The following is an 18,777-nucleotide window of genomic DNA, read 5'->3' on the forward strand; positions in this document are numbered from 1 at the left end:
TGGTTCCGCGGGCCGGGCAGCATCCTTCGCAACAACGGTCGGCAATACCTACTACCTCGGAAGGTGGCCGGTGTCCGTGTCCGCAGGGCGGGGCAGGCTGACGCAGAATGAGATCGCCCGGATGGCCGGGGTGAGTCAGACGACGGTGTCCCTTGTGCTCAACGACCGTTGTGAGGCGGCCTGGCGGATCGCCCCGGAGACCCGGGAACGGGTGCTGCGGGTCATCCGCGAGACAGGATACGTCGCCGACCCGCTCGCCCGGCGGCTGCTCCAGCAGCACAACCAGATCCTGGGCGTGTTCACCTACGAGTCGGTGTTCCCGAGCACCAGCGGGAACTTCTACCACCCGTTCCTGTCCGGCATCGAGGCGTGCGCGGAGAGCATCGGGTGCGACCTGTTGCTGTTCACCAGCGCCCCCGTGAGTGGCGGCAGCCGGCGGATCTTCCACGACAACAACCGCATCCGGCTCGCCGACGGGTGCGTTCTGCTCGGTCGGGAGATTCCCCGCGACGAGCTGGCCCGGATGGTCGCCGAGGACATGCCCTTCGTGTCTGTCGGTCGACGCGACGACGCCTATCTACCCTCCGGCAAAGGCGGTCCGGTGCCCCATGTCGGTGCGGACTACGCCCAGGCCACCGCCGCCCTCGTCCACCGCGCCGTCGACCTCGGGCACCGGGTGCTGGCGTACGTCGGCGCTGGTGACGGCCCCGAGTCCGCCATCGACCGACTGGCCGGCTTCACCGCCGCGGTCCGGGAGACCGGAGTCGACGGTCGGCACGAACCGGTCGGCGGACGGACCCGGGCGGAACTGCTCGACGCACTGTGCTCGGCCAGGGTCACCGCCGTCTTCTGCGAGGAACTGGTCGAGGCGGTGGCGATGGCCGGGGCGGCGCGGGCCAGGGGCCTGTCCGTGCCCGGTGACCTGTCCCTGTTGGCGCTCGGCGATCCCACCGAACAGGCCGAGACCGACCTCGACTTCACCGGCTTCCGCATCCCCCGCGAGGACATGGGCTGGCAGGCCATCGAGGTACTCGACGACATCCTGCACGGCCGGATCAGCGACCACCAACGGCTGCTTCCCTGCGAACTGGTCGAGGGCGAGACCCTCGATGCCCCGGGCCCGGCAACCGGCCGCACCTGACCAGCGGGGTTGCGAAACTGGAGCCGTCACCTACCGGACGGGGAGGCCCATGCGAGCGGTACGGGCGGCGTTCCACGACGAGTGCGTCACGCCGGCCGCAGCCGAGGTCGTCGCGGCGCTGCTGACCGGCGGCCGGGACATCCCGGCGGAGTTCGGCTGGGACCGGCTGACGCTGGTCCGTAAGGCCACCGGTCGGGCCCCGCTCACCGACCGGGATCGGGCCGCGGCCGAGGGAGCCGGGCTGCGCTGGCTCGCCTTTGGCGGCTGACTTCCACCAGCGCGCCGACCTTCGCCGCGGCGTCCGGCACCAGCGCGTCGGCCGCCCGCTCCCGGACACCCCGGCCGATCGGCCCGACGGCACGGCGGCACGGCGGCCCAACGGCACGGCGGCACGGTGGCCCGACGGCCCGACCTTGCCGGGCAGCCCGGCCAGCGGGAGGATCGGCCGGTGACGAACCGATGGGGTATGACCGTGCCGTTGAGCGGCATCCCGCTGGCCGACCACGCCGCCGTCTATGCGGCCCTGCACCGGGCGGGCTTCACCGACCTCTGGTCGTCCGAGGTCGCCGGGGCCGACGCGTTCACCCCGCTGGCGCTGGCCGCCGCGTGGCAGCCCGAGCTGCGCCTCGGCACCGCCATCACCCCGGTGTTCACCCGGGGGCCGGGCCTGCTCGCGATGCACGCCGCCGCGCTCGCCGAGGCCGCCCCCGGGCGGTTCGCCCTGGGCCTCGGCGCGTCCTCGCCGGTGCTGGTGCGGGACTGGAACGCCGTGGCCTTCGACGAGCCGTTCAAGCGCACCCGGGACGTGCTGCGCTTCCTGCGGGCAGCCCTGGCCGGGCAGACCGTCGACGGCGCGTACGACACCTTCGCGGTGCGCCGGTTCACCCTGGAACGGCCGCCGGCCGTGCCGCCGCCGCTGCTGCTGGCCGCCCTGCGCCCGGGAATGCTGCGACTGGCCGGCGCCGAGGCCGACGGGGTGATCCTCAACTGGCTCGCCGCCGACGACGTGCCGACCGCCCTCGGCGCGCTGGGGGAGCGGCGGGACGGGTTCGAGGTGGTGGCGCGGATCTTCGTCTGCCCCACCGAGGACGCCACGCACGCCCGCGCCCTCGGCCGCCGGCTGATCACCGGCTACCTCACCGTGCCCACGTACGCGGAGTTCCACCGCTGGCTGGGCCGGGCGGAGACGCTCGGGCCGATGTGGCGGGCCTGGGCGGCGGGGGACCGGCGCGGCGCCGGCGCCGCCGTGCCCGACGAGGTGGTCGACGCGCTGGTGCTGCACGGCTCGCCCGAGCACTGCCGCGACCAGGTGCGCCGCTACGCCGACGCCGGGGTGGACGTACCGGTGCTGGCCCTGCTGCCGACCCCCGAGCCGGCCGGCGGCGGCGCGGCGGCGCTGGGTGACCTGATCGCCCGACTGGGACCGGCCTGACCGCCCTGCCCGGGGCGACGGAGGGAGCCGACATGAACCTCACCGACCGCGTGGCGGTGATCACCGGCGGAGCCGGCGGCATCGGGGCCGCCCTCGCCCGCCGGTTCGCCGCCGAGGGCGCTGCGGCCGTCGTGGTGGCCGACCTGGACGCCGCCGGGGCCCGCGCCGTCGCCGAAGGCGTCGGCTCGGTCGCCCACGCCGCGCAGCTCGACGTCACCGCCGAGGAGCAGGTCCGCGCCCTTGTGGCCGACACCGAGCGACGGTACGGCCGGATCGACCTGTTCTGCGCCAACGCCGGGGTCGCCACCGAGGCGGGGCTGGACGCCACCGACGCCGACTGGGACCGGGCCTGGCGGGTCAACGTGCTCGCCCACGTGCACTCGACGCGGGCCGTGCTGCCCGGCATGCTGGCCCGGGGCCAGGGGTACCTGCTGCACACCTGCTCGGCCGCCGGGGTGCTCACCGCCGTCGGCGACGCCCCGTACACCGCGACGAAGCACGCGGCGGTCGGGCTGGCCGAGTGGCTCGCGATCACGTATCGGGACCAGGGCATCCGGGTCAGCGCGCTGTGCCCACAGGGGGTGGACACCCCGATGCTCACCGAAGGGCTGGCCGCCGGTCACCTCGGGGCGCGGGTGATCGCCGCCTCCGGCGCGGTGCTCCACCCCGACCAGGTGGCCGACGCGGTGATCGCCGGCCTCGCCGAGGAGCGGTTCCTCATCCTGCCCCACCCGGAGGTAGCCGCCCACGCCCGCCGCCGCGCGGAGGACCCCGACGGCTGGCAGGCCGGCCTCCGCAAGCTCGTCCGCCGCCTCCGCTCCTGACCCCCACCCCTCCTGCCGGTCGGGGTCAGTGGGGCCAGTGGAGGGGGCCGGGGTGGGTTGACCAGAGTAGGCGGCGCCAGAGGGGGCGGGCGGCGCGTAGCGCCGTGGTGTAGTCCGTTGCCACGGCCGCCGCCCGGTCGGCCTGCGCCTCGCTGGCGCTGCCCGGGGCGAAGGCGACCTGGTTGAGCAGAACGGCCAGCTCCTCCACGGAGGGCGTCGGGCCGGTGCCGGTCCGGCCCGCCCCGGCATCGGATCGGGGACGGCCCGCGCGGGCCTCGGCCAGGGCGGCGCGGGCCCGCTCGGCGACCTCCGTGGCGGCGAGGTCCCCGTCCACCGGCCGGCCGGCCAGCCGCAGCGCGTCGGTCAGCTCCCGCCAGGCGCCGGCTATCCGCCGGCCGGGGTCGCCCGTGGACAGCCGGGCCCGGGACCGCGCCCGGCGCAACGCGACCAGCACCGCCAGCACCGCCCCGACGACGAGCAGCAGAACGGCCGCCCCTCCGCCGACCAGCACCGGCGTCGACAGCCCGCCCGAGTCGACCGGCCCGCCCGGCGCGGCCTGCGCCGGCGGGGTGGCTGTCGGCTCCAGCGTCGGCTCCGGCACCTCCGACGGCGGCGGGTCCTCCGGCGTGGGGCGGAAGTCCTCCTCCACCGGGCGCGGCTCGTCGTCCGGACGGGGCAGCGGGTCGAACGGCACCCAGCCGAGGCCGGAGAAGAGCACCTCCGGCCAGGCGTACGCGTCGCCGGCCCGGACCGGCCCGTCGCCGGTGGCACGGAAGCCCACCACCACCCGGGTCGGCAGCCCGGTCAACCGGCCCAGCAGGGCGAACGCCGCCGCGAACTGCTCGGAGGTGCCCCGCTGGCCGCCCGCGTTGCGCGGTCCGAAGAGGAAGAAGCCCAAATTCGGGTACGCGTGCCCGCTCGGCGCGTCCGCCACCATCCGGTAGTGCTCGGCGAGGAACTGCTCGATCGCCGCCGCCCGCGCGTACGGGGCACCGTTGTCCTCGGCGAGCTGGGCGGCGAGCCGACGTACCGGGTCAGGCACCCCGTCGGCCACCCGCAGCACCCGGGCCACCTCGTCCCCGGCCGGCACGTCCGCCATGCCGAGGAGGTTGTCGTCCGGCCGCTCCGCCGCCGAGGTGACCGTGTACCGCAGCCCCGGCGTCAGCCCCTCCGGCCGGATCAGCGTCCCGGTCTGCGGGTCGTACGCCACCCGGGCGCCGCTGACCTCGCGCGGGGTGGCCACCGCGGGCAGTAACCGCCCGCTCAGGTCCGCCACGGTGATCTCCTGCCGGACCGTCTCCACCGTGGCCCCGGGGGCGGACTCGGCCGCCGGCAGGATCCGCCCGGCGTTGCGGTACGTCGCCCCGACCCGCCAGGTCACCCCGTCGTAGTCGCTGAGCACCGCGAGCCGGATCCGCACCGACCTGCCCCCGTCACCGCTGCCCGGCCCGGTCCCGTCGCCCGGCCTGTCACCGCTGTCCGGCCCGGCGCTCCGGCCCGGCGAGGCGCTCGGCCGGGTGCCGCTCCCCGGGCCGGTCGACCCCGCCGGGGTCGGCACCGGGTCCGGGGCGTCGGCCGGAGCGCCGGGGCGGCGCGTCGTCACGTCCAGCAGCTTCTGCTGCGGGTTCAACGCCCAACCCGAGATGCGGATCAGCGGGTTCTCGTCCAGGGACTCCACCTGTGGCGGCTCCACGTACCGGCGCGGGTCCACCGGCCGGTCGTCGACCCGGCCCGCCACCACCGGGCCGAGCAGGGCGGCCAGTCCCACCACCACGACCAGCCCGGCGGCGGTGGTGGCGGCGAGGCGCACCCGCACCGCCACCCGTACCCCCGGGGCCAGGCCGGCGGTCGGGTCCGGGCCCGACGGACCCGGGCCTCGGGACGGCGCGGCCAGCCCGACCGCGGCGACCGCCGCGAACGCCACCGTCGGCCAGATTGCCGGGTCCGCGTTCGGCCCGACCACGTACAGCGCGCCGGCGTAGAGCAGCGCGGGTGGGAGACAGCCCAGCAGCACCCGGCCGGCCCGCAGCGCCACCTCCGCGCCGGCCAGCCCGGCCAGCCACGCCGCGACCAGCGGCACCAGCACCGTGTCCGGGGTCGGCTCGACCGGGATCATCGCGGTCAACAGCCGGGGGATGCCGTTGCGCGCCGCGTCCGCCGTCACGTCGGCCAGCGAGCCCGACAGCCCGGCCGCGTCGGCGGACAGCCGCAACGACCACGCCGTGAACCCGGCCAGGCCGGCCACCGACAGCGGGGCGACCAGCCAGGACGGCAGCCGCCGGGCGGCCACGCTGACCAGCACCGAGCCCACCGCCGCGCCGATCACCAGCCGGGGCAGCAGGCCCCCGGCGTACACCCGGCCCAGCACCACCCCGGTCAGCGCGACCATCGCGATCAGCGCGAGCGGCAGCGGCACCGCCCGAAGCGCCCTCACCACCGGCGGACCCCGTCCCACTCGGCCGCGAACGCGGCCCCGTCGGCCGCGTCGACGACCACCATCCCGGTCGCGCCGGCCGGCGTCGGCTTAGCCGCCCCGAACACCCCCACCACCACCGACGGGTACGCCCCGCGCAGCGCGCCGAGGTGCCCCAGGTCGCCCCGGCCGCCCGGCCCGGTGAGGAAGACCAGCGTGTCACCGAGGCGCTGCTGACGCAGCCGGGCCGTCGCCGCGCCCAGCGCCGCACCGGCGTCCCCCGGATCCAGCCGGACCGCGGCGAGCCGGTCCAGCGGCGGGGTCGCGGCCTCGGCCGTCCGGCTCGCCACCGTGGTGGCCGGCGGCGCGGCGGGACGGGCCCGCAGCCGGCCCACGACCCGGGATGCCCACCGGTTCCCGGCCGACGCCGACTGTCCGTCGCCGGTGGGCTGCTCCGGGGCCACCAGCAGCAGCGCTACCGGCAGGTCGGCGCGCAGCGCCGCCGCGACCACCGACGCCGCCGCCTCGCAGGCCGACTCGAACGACTCCGGGTCGGGATGGGCGGCGGCCCGGTCGTCCAGCAGCACCACGATCCGGGGCAGGCTGGTGTCAACGTTCTCCCGCACCATCAGCTCGCCGACCCGGGCGCTGGTGCGCCAGTGCACCCGGCGCAACTCGTCGCCGACCACGTACTCCCGCAACGAGTCGAACGTGATCGACCCGTGCGGCACCCCGTCCACCCGGCCGTCGAGGCTGCGACCAGCCCCCCTCGGCACCGCCGCCAGCGGGTGGATGCGCGGGTGCACCCACACGGGCACCGTGCCCGAGTACGGGCGGGCCAGCGCCACCAGCCCCAGCGGGTCGCGCCGGGTCACCCGCAGCGGCCCGACCGGCACCACGCCCCGCCGGTCGGTCGGCACGTCGTAGCTGATCGTGGTGTCCCGGCCGGGGCGCAGCCGCAGCACCGGCACCGGCACCGTCCGCTCGCCGCAGCGGTCCTCGGCCAGCAGATTCACCGCACGCAGCCGCCCCGCGTTGCGCACCGTCAGCGCCATCCGCGCCGGCTCGCCCCGGGACACCCGGTCCGGGTCCGCGTGCCGGGTCACCTCCAGCCGGGGCCGCCACAGCGCCACCAGCAGGGCGTACCCCACCGCGACCGCCGCCGCCGCACCGAGCAGCGTCAACTCCGGGTACGCGAACCGGAACCCGGCGACCAGCAGCGCCACGGCGGCCACGAGCAGCCCGGCGCCCCGGGCGGTGATCCCCACGTCCGTACGGCCCGCCTCAGCCCTGAACCCGGGCCGGGGCGACCTGCCCCGACGGCAGCGGCACCGGCACCGAGGCGACCGCCTGCCGCAGCACCTCGGCGGGGGTCACCCCGCGCACCTGCGCGTCCGAACTGAGCAGCAGCCGGTGCGCGAACACCGGCTCGACCAGCGCCTTGAGGTCCTCCGGCATGATCCAGCCCCGCCCGTCGATCAGCGCGTACGCGCACGCCGCCCGGGTCAGCGCGATCACCCCCCGGGGGCTCACCCCCACCCGCACCTGCGGGTGGCTGCGGGTCGCGGCGGCCAGCCGGACCGCGTACGCGTACAGCGGCTCGGCGATGTGCACCCGCCGGGCCATCTGCACCATCTCCCCGACGGTGTCGGTGTCGGCGATCGCCGACAGCGCCTCGGGGGAGCGGACCGTCGCCCCGCGCAGCACCTCCACCTCGACCGCCTCGTCGGGATAGCCGACGGAGAGCTTCACCAGGAACCGGTCGAGCTGCGCCTCCGGCAGGCGGTACGTGCCGTCCATCTCCACCGGGTTCTGCGTCGCCACCACCAGGAACGGCTGCGGCACCGGATGCCGGACCCCGTCCACGGTGACCGTGCGCTCCTCCATGACCTCCAGCAGCGCCGACTGGGTCTTCGGCGACGCCCGGTTGATCTCGTCGGCGATGACGATGTTGGCGAACACCGGCCCCGGGTGGAACTCGAAGCCCCGGGTGGCCTGGTTGAAGATGTTCACCCCGGACACGTCCGAGGGCAGCAGGTCCGGGGTGAACTGGATGCGCCGCCACCGCCCCTTGACGGTGGCGGCGATCGCCCGGGCCAGGGTGGTCTTGCCGACCCCCGGCACGTCCTCCAGCAGCACGTGCCCCTGCGCGAACAAGGCCGTCAGCGCGAGCCGGACCACCTGCGGCTTGCCCAGCACCACCGAGTTGACGTTCTCCGCCAGCCGGGCGGCGAGGGCGGCGAAGCCCTGCACCTCCGGCTGGGTGAGCGGTTCGTTGGTGTTCACGGTGGTGCTCCTTGCCTGGTGGCGCGGTCAGCAGGTGGGCAGGACGTTGATGTTGTCCCCGCCCTCGAGGTTGAGCCAGGCCCACGGGATGTAGTTCTTCCCGCCGAACTCGACCTGCACCCACCAGGTGCTCTGCTTCTGGTTGTTGTAGATCCAGGAGTCGACGTTCTCGCCCTGCTTGCGGCAGTACGCCTTCAGCCGGGTGCCGGGCTTCGCCCAGCCGGCCTGCTGGTCGTTGTCCTGCCGGGTCACCCGGAAGACCTCGTTGCCGTTGCGGCCGTCGATCTCCTTGTCGCAGTACGTCCGCTGGTCGCCGTCGGGACCGTTGTCGCAGGTCGCGATCCCGTACAGCGGGTCGGTGTCCTGCGCGCGGGTCACGGCGCCCTTGCCGGCGGCGTTGCTCGCCGTCACCGTGGCCGTGTACCTCGTGCCCGGCGTCAGGCCGGGCACGGTCGCGCTGGCGCAGTTCCTCGCCTGCACCGGTGCCTCGCCCGGGACGCTGACCGTGCAGTTCGCCTGCCCGCCCCCGGCGTCCACGGTGAAGGTGACCGTGACCGCCGTGGCCGTCGCCGACGAGCCGGTGACGGTGATCCGGGGCTGGGCGACCGTACGCGCGGTGGCGGTGGCCTCCGGGCCCGGGCCGGCCTCGTTGACGGCCTTCACCTTCACGGTGACGTTCTGCCCGTCGCCCAGGCCGTTCACGGTGGCCCGGGTGTCGGTCACCTCGCTGGCCCGGCCGCCCACGTCCACCAGGTACTTCGTCACCGGCCGGCCGTTGGCCGACGCCGGGGACCACTGCACCGCGACGGTGCCCGGCTGGTCCGCCACCGTCGACGCCCGCAGGTCAACCGGCTGACCGGGCGCCGCGAACGGCACCACGCTGTTGCTCACCGGGGACGCCGTCGACCCGGCGCCCCGGTCGTTGACCGCGACGACGGTGAACGCGTACTGCGTGCCGTACTCCAGCTCGCCGGCCGGCACCACCAGCTCCGTCTTCTTCGACTCCCCGGCCGGGGCGTTGGCGCCGGCCGAGGCCGCCGTCACCGCGTACTTCGCGATGGTGTTGCCCTGGCCGTTGGCGGCCGGCCACTTGACCAGCACCGTGCCGTCCGGCCGGGCCTCGGCCGTGACGCTGGCCGGCGGGTCCGGCACGGCCGCGGTCGGGATGACCGGGTTGCTGGTCCGGGCCGGGCCGTCGCCCTTGGCGTTCACCGCGTGCACCGAGAACCGGTACGTCTCGCCGTTGGTCAGGCCGGTGATCTCCACCGACCGCTGGTTGGCGCCCACCTCCCGGCGCTGGCCGGCGCCCTCCACCACGTACCGGATGATCTCCGCGCCGTTCGCGGCGGCCGGCCGCCAGCTCACCCGGGCCTGCGCGTTGCCGGCCGACGCGGTGACGCCGCGCGGCGCGCTCGGCTTGCCCACCTTCGGCTTCTTCGGCGGGGGCGGTGGCGGGGGTACCGGCGGCGGGTCGCCGCCGAGCACGTCGTTGGCGTACTTGTCGACCTCGCGCACCTGGTGCTTGTCGTCCACCACCCGGGCGGTCGACGAGTCCGGCGCGTTGATGAACAGGCGGTTCTCCCGCACCTCCAGCTCGAGCGGGCCCGTCGAGCCCTTGCCGCCGATCGTGTCGACGAGCTGGCCGTTGGCGTCGAAGGAGTACACGGTGCCGGTGGTCCCGTCGGCGCAGTAGTAGCGGTCGGCCCAGGCCACGGCCGGGCTGAGCCCGTCGCCCCGGCCCGGCACGGTGAACGCGCGCTCCTCGCCGCCGGCGCCGACCACATGCACCGTCCGGTCACCGGGGACGGTCACCGGCACCTTGGGCCCGCTGGTCCGCGCGGGCAGGGCACCCGGCCCGGCGACCGTCAGCGGCGGCGTCCGGCTGACCTCGCCGCGCTGCACCCGCACCAGCTCGCCCGACGTGCGGTCGAGCACCGCCACCCCGTCGTCCAGCGTGGAGACGATCAACTCGTGGCTGGGCTCGGCGATCTCGTACGTCTCGACCTTCTTCGGGCTGACGCCGGCGTCAGCCGGCCCGGCCGAGCCCGGCTCGGACGGCAGCTCCGCCGCCGTGACCGCCGAGACGGTGCCCTCGGCCGGGACGGCGATCCAGAGCCGGCCCTCCCCGTCGAACGCCCCGCCGGTGATGCCCGGGGGATAGCGCACCGGCTCACCCACCGGGGCCAGCGAACGCGGGTCGAGCTGCCGGACGATGCCCTGCACGGCGTCCACCACGAACGCGGCGTCCTCGTGCAGTGCGACGTTGACGCCCAGGCCGGGGGTGGTCCGGGTGGTGGCGGTGATCTGGAGGGTGGCCAGGTCCAGCGAGTTGACCTGTCCCGTGTTCAGGTCACGCAGGACCAACAGCCGGTCGGTCTGGATGACCTGCATCGGATGCCGGCGGGCGTCGGGGACCTCCACCCGGGTGTCCACCCGCGCGGTGATGCCGTTGACCCGGGCCATCTCGCTGCGCGCCGCGCTCCACAGCCAACTGCTGGCGTCGTAGTTGGCCACCGCGTTGTCGGCGGCGCCCAGCCCGAGGACGGTGAGTCCCATCGCGGCCAGCAGCGCGCCCACCGTGCCGACGGTGACCAGACCGCCGCGCCAGCGGGAACGGCGAGCGGGGATCTCCGGCCCGGTGCTCACGGCGTCGTCGTTGGTGGCCACAAGCGGCTGCCTCCCCGTGTCGTCATGCTGGTCGGCGCGCCGGAGACCGGCGACCCTCCCCTGAGCCGGGTGCCATCATATGGCCACCCTGAGGCAGGGGAAACCCGCACGGTCCGGCTGTGGACACCCAGCGTGTGCGGGGTGGACGACCGGTCAGCTCGGCGTCGGGGCCGGACCCCGCGCGGTGCAGACCTGCCCGGACGTGGCGAAGGCGTCGGTGGAGTAGACCGCCAGCACGGTGAAGCAGTAGTCCACCCGCGAGTTCAGGCCGTTGACCGTGTAGCTGGTCTGCCCCGGGTCCACGGTGGCCAGCACGCCCAGCTTCTGCCCGGTCCGCCCGCCGGCCACCATGAACGGCACCGCGCCGGAGGACGGATCCGTCCAGGTGAGGCTGATCGTGCTGCTGTCGTCGCGCAGCTTCAGGCCACCCGGCGGAGGGCCGCTCACCTTCGGAGCCGCCGACGCCGACGCCGGTGTCGCGCCCGGGGGAGGGGCCTCATCGCGACCGAACACCAGCACCGCGACGCCGACCACGATCGCCAGGGCCACCAGCGCCACCACTGCGACCAGGACCACCGTCCGGCCGCGCCCGGCGCGCTCCTTCTCCTGGTACGTCGTCTGCCAGGCATCCGGCGGCGAGGGGTAGCCGTCGTCGGCCCGCCAGCCGTCCCGCTCGTGCCAAGCCTGCCCCTCCTGCTGCCCCTGCCCTTGGCCGTGTTCGGCAGGTCTGTGCTCGGCCGGCTGCTGCTCCGCCCAGTCCACCGCGCCCGGTCCCCGCTCGGCCGGTCCCTGCTCGGTCGCGTCGGAGCGGTGGTCCCGATGCGGAGACGGTGGGACCGTGGACGGAGGCGGTAGGACCGGGAACGGCGCGGCGGCGGACGCGTCGAGCCGCGGCACCGACGGCTCCGGACCGGGTGACCGAGGCGGCGGTGCCGGCGCGGGGCCGGTCTCCGGCTCCCAGCCGGCGTACGGCGCGTCCGGCTTCTCGGCGGGACGGTCGACCCCGTCACGCGGGTCCGGGGCCGCGTCCGGCTCCTCGACGGTCAAAGCCAGCGGCTGCGGCGGCGCGACGCTGCTCCACGGCGGCGCCGTCATGCCCCAGGGCGGCACCGGCGGCCCGCTGACCGGCGGTGCGCTGTACGGCATGCCGCTCACGGGTGGTGCGCTGAAGGGTGGTGCGCTGTACGGCATGCCGCTCACGGGCGGTGCGCTGAAGGGCGGTGCGCTGTACGGCATGCCACTGATCGGTGCTCCGCTCACCGGCGGGCCGCTCACGGGCGGAGTCGTGAACGGTGTGACGCCCACCGGTGGTCCGGCCACGGGCGGCATGCCGACCGGTGTGCCGCCCACGGGTGGTGCGCTGACCGGTGTGCCGCTCACCGGCCGTGCGGCTGTGGGAGGCGCACTGACCGGGACGGCCGGGGGACCACTCGCGGGCGGTGCGCTGACCGGGGCGCCGCCCTCTGACGGGGCACCACTCACCGCAGCCGCCGGGCCGCCGCTGACCGGTCCGGCCTGCGTACCGGCCGTTCGGGCGGCCTCCTCCCGCAGCAGCGCGTCGATCTGCCGTACCTGAATGGTCGGCTTGTCCCAACCCGGCGCCGGGACGGGCGGCGATGCCGGCTGCGTTGCCGGGCCGACGGGCGGGCGCGGTGCGGGCGCGGCCGGCGGCATGGCCGGTGCGGGTGCCGGTGGGGCGGACGTGGGCTGGGTGCCGCTCGACCCGGGCCGTGGCGCCCCAGGGGAGGCGGGTCCGGGCGGCGCCGGCGGCTGGGGTGGTGTGACCGGTCCGGTACGCGGAGACGGCGCGGCCGGGGTCGGAGGGAGGGCCTGATGCGGCGGCGGCCCGGGCTGGGCGCTGGGGACCGGCGGTGGGGGAGCCGGGGCCCGGGATGCCGGCGGCGCGGCGATCTGGGCCGGAGTCCACGAGGAGTTCGCCTGCTGGGCTGGCACGCCAACCGGCGTGGTGGGCGGGGGAGCGGGAAGCCGGGGCGCGGGCACGTGTCCCGGTGTTCCCGGTGCCAGGGGCGGCTCGGGACGGCGTTGTGCAGGTGCAGGTGCCTGGGTCGGCGGCGGCTCGGTCGGTGGGGCCGGTGCCCGGGGCGGAGGTGGGATTCGCGGCGGGAGTTGCTGGGGCGGCGCCGGAATCTGGGGCGGAGCCGGCAGGTGATGCGGCGTTGCCGGGACCGGCGGTGGAGTTGGCGACTGCCGTGGCGGGGCGGACACCGGCGGCGGGGGCGGCGCTGCAGCTGGCGGGGGCGCGGCGGCCTGCGCCTGCCTCTGCGGCGGGAGCACCGGCACCGGTGCGAGGGAAATGGTCGGACCGTCGAGCTTCGGCGGACCAAGCTGGACGGCCGGCGGGCCGTGCTGGGGGGCCGTCGGGTGGTGCGGGGCGGCGGATGGGTTGTGCTGAGGAATGGGGGCCGCCCCGGGCGCGGCGGCGCCGAGGTATTGCCGCGCCTCGCGTACCGCCGGGTGGTCCGCGCCGAGCACGGCGGGCCCGGCGTCGGCGATGCGGGAGTAGTGGCGGCGGGCCTCGTGCCGGTTGCCCAGCTCCTCGGAGACCGAGGCGAGGTCGAGGGAGAGCGCGAGCATCAGCGGATCGGCGGGATGCCACCGGCGCTCGCCGGCCGAGAGGCATTCCTCCAGTACGCGCCGCGCGGCAGCCGGGTCGTCGGCCTCACGATGCAGGCGGGCCAGGAGGTGCGCAATGCGTAGCACCTCCGGATGGTCCTCGCCGTAGCTGGCCCGGATCGGTCCGAGCGCGTCGGCCAGCAGCCGACGCGCGCCGGCGATGTCACCGGCGGCGCGTTGGGCCAGCACCCGATGCTGGAGGGCGGCCAAGGGAGAGGGCTGTGACACGTCAGTCATGCTGCCCGGAGAGGGGGGGTCGACGCCACCCGCCCTGCCGGCCATGATCGAATCGGCCTACCCCAGTCGGGTTCTTCAGCCCCCTGAACTGGGCAAACGGGCCGGCGGGAAGGTGATGTGCATGATCCATCGCCGCCGTGTACAGTAATGCCCCGTGCGGCCCTCCGGGGCGGCCAACGGGCGGTGAAGCCGCCCAGGCCGACAGGGTAGGCTGAACGAGTAGGTCCGGGTGGCGGAATGGCAGACGCGCTAGCTTGAGGTGCTAGTGCCCGTAAAGGGCGTGGGGGTTCAAGTCCCCCCTCGGACACAATTTTGCAGCATCCCTGCTGTGTTTCACGTACTGGTGGTCGAGCGCGCTTGACCACGCCGATCTGATCTCAGTGACGCCTTCGGTGGCCCCCGCTTCGGATGGGGGTGGTCGTCGTGGCTGATGCCGCTGTGGCTCCCGTGATCCCCCCGGTCATGTTGTTGAGCCGGGGTCCGGAGGGCCGTCGACCTGACGAGCGACTTCGTCGACCACCTCTCCCGCTGCCGGTTCTTCCGACGCCGCGGGTGGGCGCGATGGTCTACGGCTTGGCGGCCCTCGATGCCAGCGGTCGGATCGCCGATCGCGCGATCGTCCGCGCTCTCGGCTGGACACCTGGCACTCGGCTGCACATCCACGAGGGCGCAGGTTTGATCGTCGTCCGCGAGGACGGGCAGGGTGTCTTCACCGTTACGGGCCAAGGCCATCTCCTTCTGCCGGCGACGGTGCGGCACTGGTGTGGGCTGACGGCCGGTGATCGGGTGCTGCTGGCGGCCAACCCTGCTGACCGGCTGCTCGTGGTGCATCCTCCCGCTGCTTTGGACGCGGTGGTCGTTCAGCTTCACACTGCTGTTCTCGGCGGTGATCTGCCATGAGCGGGACTACGGCGGGTCGAGCCGAGTTGGATGCTGCCCGGTTGTTGCTGGCGCGGATGGGGATCTCGCCGGCTGATCTTGTTGAGGCGGCGTTGGCGCGTCCGCCGGCGCCGACGTTCGCCGAGTACGTGCCGGTCGTGTCGGCGGCGGTGAGCGAAGGTACGCGTCGGGCGTATGGCTCGTACTGGAAGCGGGTGTTGGAGCACTGGGGACAGCGGCGGCTTGACGAGCCGACGCCGTCGGAGATCGAGCAGTTGGCGGAGTACGTCAAGACGCATGTGGTGGCCCGGCGGAACGCCCGCGGCGGGCGTAGTGCGGCGGAGCATCTGATTGCGGCGTTGCGGTGTCTGTACAAGCGGGCGGTCGCTGATGGGTTCATCGCGGCGGCGGACAATCCTGCTCTGAAGGTGGCCAAGCCGCGGCGGTTGCCGAGTACCAGGCGGGCGGTGGCCGACACGAGGCTGGCGGAGATCAACGCCGTCGCGGCCAGCACCGGTGACGATCCGGCGTTGGACAGCCTGTTGTTACGGCTGCACACGGAGACGGCGTGCCGCCGGGGTGGTGCGTTGGCGCTGCGCCCGGTGGATCTGGATTCGGATCAGTGCCTGATTCTGTTGCGGGAGAAGGGTGACACGGTGCGGTGGCAGCCGGTGTCACCGACGCTCATGATGCATCTGCAGCGGCATGCCGAGGAGCGCCATGCCACTGCCACGGGTCAGTTGTTGAGGTACCGCAGCGGGCTGCCGATCAGGTATCGGCGGTATGACCATCTGTGGGTTCGTATCGGCGAGCATCTGCCGTGGGTGTATGTGCAGCAGATCAGCACTCACTGGCTGCGGCATACGACGCTGACGTGGGTCGAGCGGAACTTCGGTTACGCCGTCGCCCGCGCCTACGCCGGACACTCCGAGGGCGGCGGCGACGCCGGCACCACCGCGACGTATGTCCGGGCGAGTCTTCAGGAGGTCGCCGCCGCGCTGGCCGCTCTCACCAACGAACCCCATCCCCTGGCGTGAGCTGACGCGACCGGCCAGGGTGGGCCCGGGCGACGCGTTCGGGCCCACCCTGGCCGGTTGCGTCGATCGGTGGGGCGGGGCTGCGTCATGCTTTTGAACAGCGGGTGCGGCGAGGTAGCCGGCCAGCGCGGCTGTGGACAGTCCGAGCACGTTCAGCCCTCCTCGGTGCCGTCGAGCAGCGCCCGCCGCAGGGCCAGACGGTGCACCCGGCGGATCTGCGCCTCGCGGTAGCGGTGCCGGTCCCCGTCGGTCTGGGGCAGCAGCGGTGGCACCGGACGCGGCTGGCCTTCGTCGTCGACGGCGAACCAGCGCGATGCCTGGGAGAAGACGGCGATTGTGTCGGGTGGATCTCCGGTGCCGCGCGCGGCCCGCTCCTCGCGGTCAAGGCCGCGTACCGGGTGGACGGCGATGCCTGCGAGTACGTCGAGGACCTAGTGCCGGATCATCTCGTGGTGGGCGCCGCGCTGGCCGAGCTCCCGGACGCGCAGCGCATCGCCAACCTATTCACCGGCGGTATGCGCTTTCCGGGTAGAGGAGGTCGCTGTGGTGCTCGGCTGTTCGCCGAAGAGGCCGACCTCGCGGAAGGTGGGCCAAGAGCCCGGTTGCCAGGCGGCGTTGACCACCGCGAGACGGCCGAAGCTTCTCCTCCTGGCCTGCTACACGGTGTCAGGGCCGGTGTTCAAGTCGCAGCGGTGGACCAGAGAGTAGTGTCTAGATCACTTTCCCGGATTTCAGCGACACGCCGAGGTAGGCTGCACGACCGGAGGTTCGCTGCAAAACTAAGCTTGAGCGGAGTCCGGCCAGCCTGCCTGACCTGCGACTTAAGCTTTGGTCCTCATCCGCCCTACGAGGGATCGCAATGCGGCCTGGGTCAGGGGTTCGAGTCCCCTCGGCTCCACCTTGAAATTACAGATCAAGGGCTTGCTCGTCGATCACCGCGAGCAAGCCCTTGAGGTCCTTGTCGACGCCGTTGACGAGCGGGCACGCCCGGCGGCGCGGGCGCCGCCGGGCGGTGGCCGGGTGCGGTCAGACGCCCCGGTCGCAGAAGATGTTGTCGACGTATCGCAGGCCGGTGATGACGTTGATGACGGGTACCCACTCCTGGACCGGGGTGGAGCCGTTGTCAGTCCGCGGCTTCCAGTTCACGTTGTCCAGGGTGATGCCGGTGCCCCAGAGCGAAAAGCTGTTCCCGGTGCTCATCGTGTAGAGCGGCGCGCCGGCGAACCCTGGCGCGCTGCGGACCGCCTGGCCGTCACCGGCCGCGACGACGACGACCTCGCAGATGCGCGGCGGCACCGCAGCCGACGCCGGGGCGGGGACCAGGGCGCTGGCCGCGACGGCCGCCGTCACGGCGGCAACACCGAACGACCGGTGGAGAAATGATCGATAACCATCCATGAATGGATGCTATCGCGGGTCTGCGCGCCCCCGCTTGACCGGTCGCGCGTCTGACAGTCGGATAGCCAAGGCCAGCAGGCTCCAAGGTCAATTCCGCGACGACTGGGGCGGACTCTGTTGCGTTGTTGGATTGGTGGACATGGTGAGCTGCGGCAGGGGCGTTTAGTAGCGCAACGGCTCGCGGACGTAGCGCCAGCCGACGCCGATGCCGAAGCCGGGTCGCCGTTTACGCAGGTGGGCAGGGGCTGTCGGCAGGGATCGAGCCGACGCCAGTGAGGTCGCTGCTGCTTGCGGGTGGGTGCGAATCAGATCGACGAGGTGGTTCAGCGATCGCGGTACCAGTTGTCCAACCACCGGTGTTGCCCGCTCGCGGGACGGACGTCGACCCCAGGCCACGTTGTTACTGACCCATGCTCCTAGCACTAGCAGTCCCGCGCGCGAGCAGTCGATCCGTCAACTCAATGGTGGCCAGATACCACCAAAAGATCCAGTCCAGGAACACCAGATCATAGTCGGACTTCTGCCGCTCGTTCTCATGGCGGATGGCGAACTCGTTGGCGATGTGGAAGAGCGCGCCCTCGTCGCCGCGAAGCAACTCCGCCTTCAGTAACCTCCGGCGTCGTTCGAGAACGTGCGCGAGCGTGACGACCGCCGAGCGCTTGTCCTGGGTGGTGGCAGTACGGCCACGGAACAGCGCGATAGCGTGGTGGACCTGATCGCCTGCCTTGGGATCCGGAGAGCGAAGAGCGCGCTCGACCAAGACCCGGCGGTCGTTGTCGACCAGTTGCACCAAGCGGCCGGCGTCCTCGCCGTCCTCAGCAAGCCGTAGCGCGACGTTCGCGTCGGCGAGGATCTTGTTAACCCGCCACCGGTAGAGGTTCCTGGCCGGGGGCGACTGCGAAGACGCTGCAGTCCATCAGCCCGTCAAACAACGCGGCCCATCGCTGAACGTCTACTCTGTAGGCGGCAGCCACCGCTGCATCCTGTTTGGTCCACACAACCTCATGCTCGACGGTGGCTGCTCACTGTCGACGGACAAAACCACACCGTCACAGCAGGTCTGAACGGTTCTTTTGCTGACGTATTAGCACTATCCGGTTCCCAGGCCGAGCGGGTTTGCCATTTGTTGTAGCCGATCGTTGCTCGGCATCGACTCGCCAACAGGTCAACAGCGGTCGAGCGTCAGCGTCAACCGCACTAATTAGTTGGCGGATTCGGCGTGACCAGAACTACTGGTGGAAAAGACGCGACGCTGATCGCGCTCGCTCTCGGCTCTGGCCAACCGGCACCGCCAGTCCTCGCTGCTCGGGAGAATCCCGGCATGGTGTTGCATTTCGGTATTGTCACATCCGTCCACCATCGTCGTTACGTTCGCCCTTCGCCAAACGCCATGGTTTATCTCTCCGTGACGATCCGACTATCGTGAGTGAGAATTCCCGAAGAAAGAGAGGACCTCTCATGCCGTTGTCAGTGGCGGACCTCGCGGCGCCCGGAAACACACCGATCACGATCCTGTCGACGACCTTTCCGAACGTGTATCTGCGCATGGACGGCACCGGGGTGACGACCTGGAACGGGTCTGGCACTGGGATCGTCAACTGTCAATTTGGCGCGGGACCCTACGAGAAGTTCAAGGTTCTCCCGCAGGCCGACGGCTCGTTCGCCTTCGCGTCGGCGACCTTTTCGAACGTGTATCTGCGCATGGACGCCGCCGAGTTGCCGCAGATCCCCGGTGGGCCGGGCGGTGGGACCGTCAACTGCCAGGTCCACGTGGGTACCCACGAGACGTTCAAGCTTCTCCCGCAGGCAGGTGGCTCGTTCTCCTTCGA

Annotated in this window: 14 protein-coding genes, 1 tRNA gene and 3 pseudogenes; 9 read left to right on the forward strand and 9 right to left on the reverse strand. The window is 73.3% G+C overall.

Going from position 1 to position 18,777, the window contains the following annotated elements; translation table 11 throughout:
• Positions 1-70 precede the first annotated feature (70 nt).
• From ACH4T9_RS30635 to ACH4T9_RS30650, 4 genes and pseudogenes are all read left to right on the forward strand, one after another.
• Positions 71-1,141: a LacI family DNA-binding transcriptional regulator gene (locus ACH4T9_RS30635; RefSeq protein ID WP_396674825.1), complete on the forward strand. Its 1,071-nt coding sequence runs from the start codon at positions 71-73 to the stop codon at positions 1,139-1,141.
• A gap of 85 nt (positions 1,142-1,226) precedes the next feature.
• Positions 1,227-1,409: pseudogene (locus tag ACH4T9_RS30640) on the forward strand (hypothetical protein); the annotation flags it as partial.
• Between the two features lie 198 nt (positions 1,410-1,607).
• The gene (locus ACH4T9_RS30645; protein WP_396674845.1) at positions 1,608-2,573 is read left to right on the forward strand and encodes an LLM class F420-dependent oxidoreductase; all 966 of its coding nucleotides are present in this window, start codon (positions 1,608-1,610) and stop codon (positions 2,571-2,573) included.
• Positions 2,574-2,605: 32 nt separating this feature from the next.
• Positions 2,606-3,397, forward strand: a complete 792-nt coding sequence (locus ACH4T9_RS30650) for an SDR family oxidoreductase (RefSeq protein WP_396674827.1) — start codon at positions 2,606-2,608, stop codon at positions 3,395-3,397.
• A 25-nt stretch (positions 3,398-3,422) separates the two neighbouring features.
• Here ACH4T9_RS30650 and ACH4T9_RS30655 read toward each other — a convergent pair whose 3' ends face one another.
• The 5 genes from ACH4T9_RS30655 to ACH4T9_RS30675 form a co-directional block, all read right to left on the reverse strand.
• Positions 3,423-5,852 carry a transglutaminaseTgpA domain-containing protein gene (locus ACH4T9_RS30655; protein WP_396674829.1) on the reverse strand — a complete coding sequence of 810 codons (2,430 nt, stop codon included), beginning with the start codon at positions 5,850-5,852 and terminating at the stop codon, positions 3,423-3,425.
• Complete coding sequence (locus tag ACH4T9_RS30660) at positions 5,828-7,078, reverse strand: DUF58 domain-containing protein (RefSeq protein WP_396674831.1); 1,251 nt, start codon at positions 7,076-7,078, stop codon at positions 5,828-5,830. Before ACH4T9_RS30660 ends, ACH4T9_RS30655 begins: the two co-directional genes overlap by 25 nt.
• Before the next feature lie 16 nt (positions 7,079-7,094).
• Positions 7,095-8,096 (reverse strand): AAA family ATPase, encoded by a 1,002-nt coding sequence (locus ACH4T9_RS30665; RefSeq protein ID WP_396674833.1) that lies wholly within the window; start codon positions 8,094-8,096, stop codon positions 7,095-7,097.
• 27 nt (positions 8,097-8,123) lie between these two features.
• Positions 8,124-10,763 carry a fibronectin type III domain-containing protein gene (locus tag ACH4T9_RS30670; protein WP_396674835.1) on the reverse strand — a complete coding sequence of 880 codons (2,640 nt, stop codon included), beginning with the start codon at positions 10,761-10,763 and terminating at the stop codon, positions 8,124-8,126.
• Between the two features lie 153 nt (positions 10,764-10,916).
• Positions 10,917-11,909: a fibronectin type III domain-containing protein gene (locus ACH4T9_RS30675; protein WP_396686874.1), complete on the reverse strand. Its 993-nt coding sequence runs from the start codon at positions 11,907-11,909 to the stop codon at positions 10,917-10,919.
• A 1,260-nt stretch (positions 11,910-13,169) separates the two neighbouring features.
• Here ACH4T9_RS30675 and ACH4T9_RS30680 point away from each other — a divergent pair.
• Complete coding sequence (locus ACH4T9_RS30680; protein WP_396674848.1) at positions 13,170-13,481, forward strand: hypothetical protein; 312 nt, start codon at positions 13,170-13,172, stop codon at positions 13,479-13,481.
• Here the strand turns inward: ACH4T9_RS30680 and ACH4T9_RS30685 are convergent.
• Positions 13,452-13,679: pseudogene (locus ACH4T9_RS30685) on the reverse strand (hypothetical protein); the annotation flags it as partial. The gene ACH4T9_RS30680 and the pseudogene ACH4T9_RS30685 sit on opposite strands and share 30 nt — an antisense overlap.
• A gap of 178 nt (positions 13,680-13,857) precedes the next feature.
• Here ACH4T9_RS30685 and ACH4T9_RS30690 point away from each other — a divergent pair.
• The 3 genes from ACH4T9_RS30690 to ACH4T9_RS30700 all read left to right on the forward strand — a co-directional run bounded on the left by ACH4T9_RS30690 (position 13,858) and on the right by ACH4T9_RS30700 (position 15,550).
• Positions 13,858-13,941, forward strand: a tRNA-Leu gene (locus tag ACH4T9_RS30690).
• Between the two features lie 254 nt (positions 13,942-14,195).
• Positions 14,196-14,534 (forward strand): AbrB/MazE/SpoVT family DNA-binding domain-containing protein, encoded by a 339-nt coding sequence (locus tag ACH4T9_RS30695; protein ID WP_396674836.1) that lies wholly within the window; start codon positions 14,196-14,198, stop codon positions 14,532-14,534.
• Entirely contained in the window at positions 14,531-15,550 is a 1,020-nt protein-coding gene (locus ACH4T9_RS30700; protein ID WP_396674837.1) for a tyrosine-type recombinase/integrase, read from the forward strand. Before ACH4T9_RS30695 ends, ACH4T9_RS30700 begins: the two co-directional genes overlap by 4 nt.
• A 152-nt stretch (positions 15,551-15,702) precedes the next feature.
• On the opposite strand, the pseudogene ACH4T9_RS30705 reads toward ACH4T9_RS30700, so the two are convergent.
• From ACH4T9_RS30705 to ACH4T9_RS30715, 3 genes and pseudogenes are all read right to left on the reverse strand, one after another.
• Positions 15,703-15,849: pseudogene (locus tag ACH4T9_RS30705) on the reverse strand (acyl-CoA thioesterase); the annotation flags it as partial.
• Positions 15,850-16,576: 727 nt separating this feature from the next.
• Positions 16,577-16,948, reverse strand: a complete 372-nt coding sequence (locus ACH4T9_RS30710) for a hypothetical protein (RefSeq protein ID WP_141719502.1) — start codon at positions 16,946-16,948, stop codon at positions 16,577-16,579.
• 400 nt (positions 16,949-17,348) lie between these two features.
• The gene (locus tag ACH4T9_RS30715; protein WP_396674838.1) at positions 17,349-17,741 is read right to left on the reverse strand and encodes a hypothetical protein; all 393 of its coding nucleotides are present in this window, start codon (positions 17,739-17,741) and stop codon (positions 17,349-17,351) included.
• A 665-nt stretch (positions 17,742-18,406) separates the two neighbouring features.
• On the opposite strand from ACH4T9_RS30715, the gene ACH4T9_RS30720 reads away from it, so the two are divergent.
• The coding region (locus ACH4T9_RS30720; protein ID WP_396674839.1) for a hypothetical protein at positions 18,407-18,777 on the forward strand (371 nt) is incomplete at its 3' end.

The organism is Micromonospora sp. NPDC020750 (assembly GCF_044334565.1).
Classification (GTDB): domain Bacteria; phylum Actinomycetota; class Actinomycetes; order Mycobacteriales; family Micromonosporaceae; genus Micromonospora.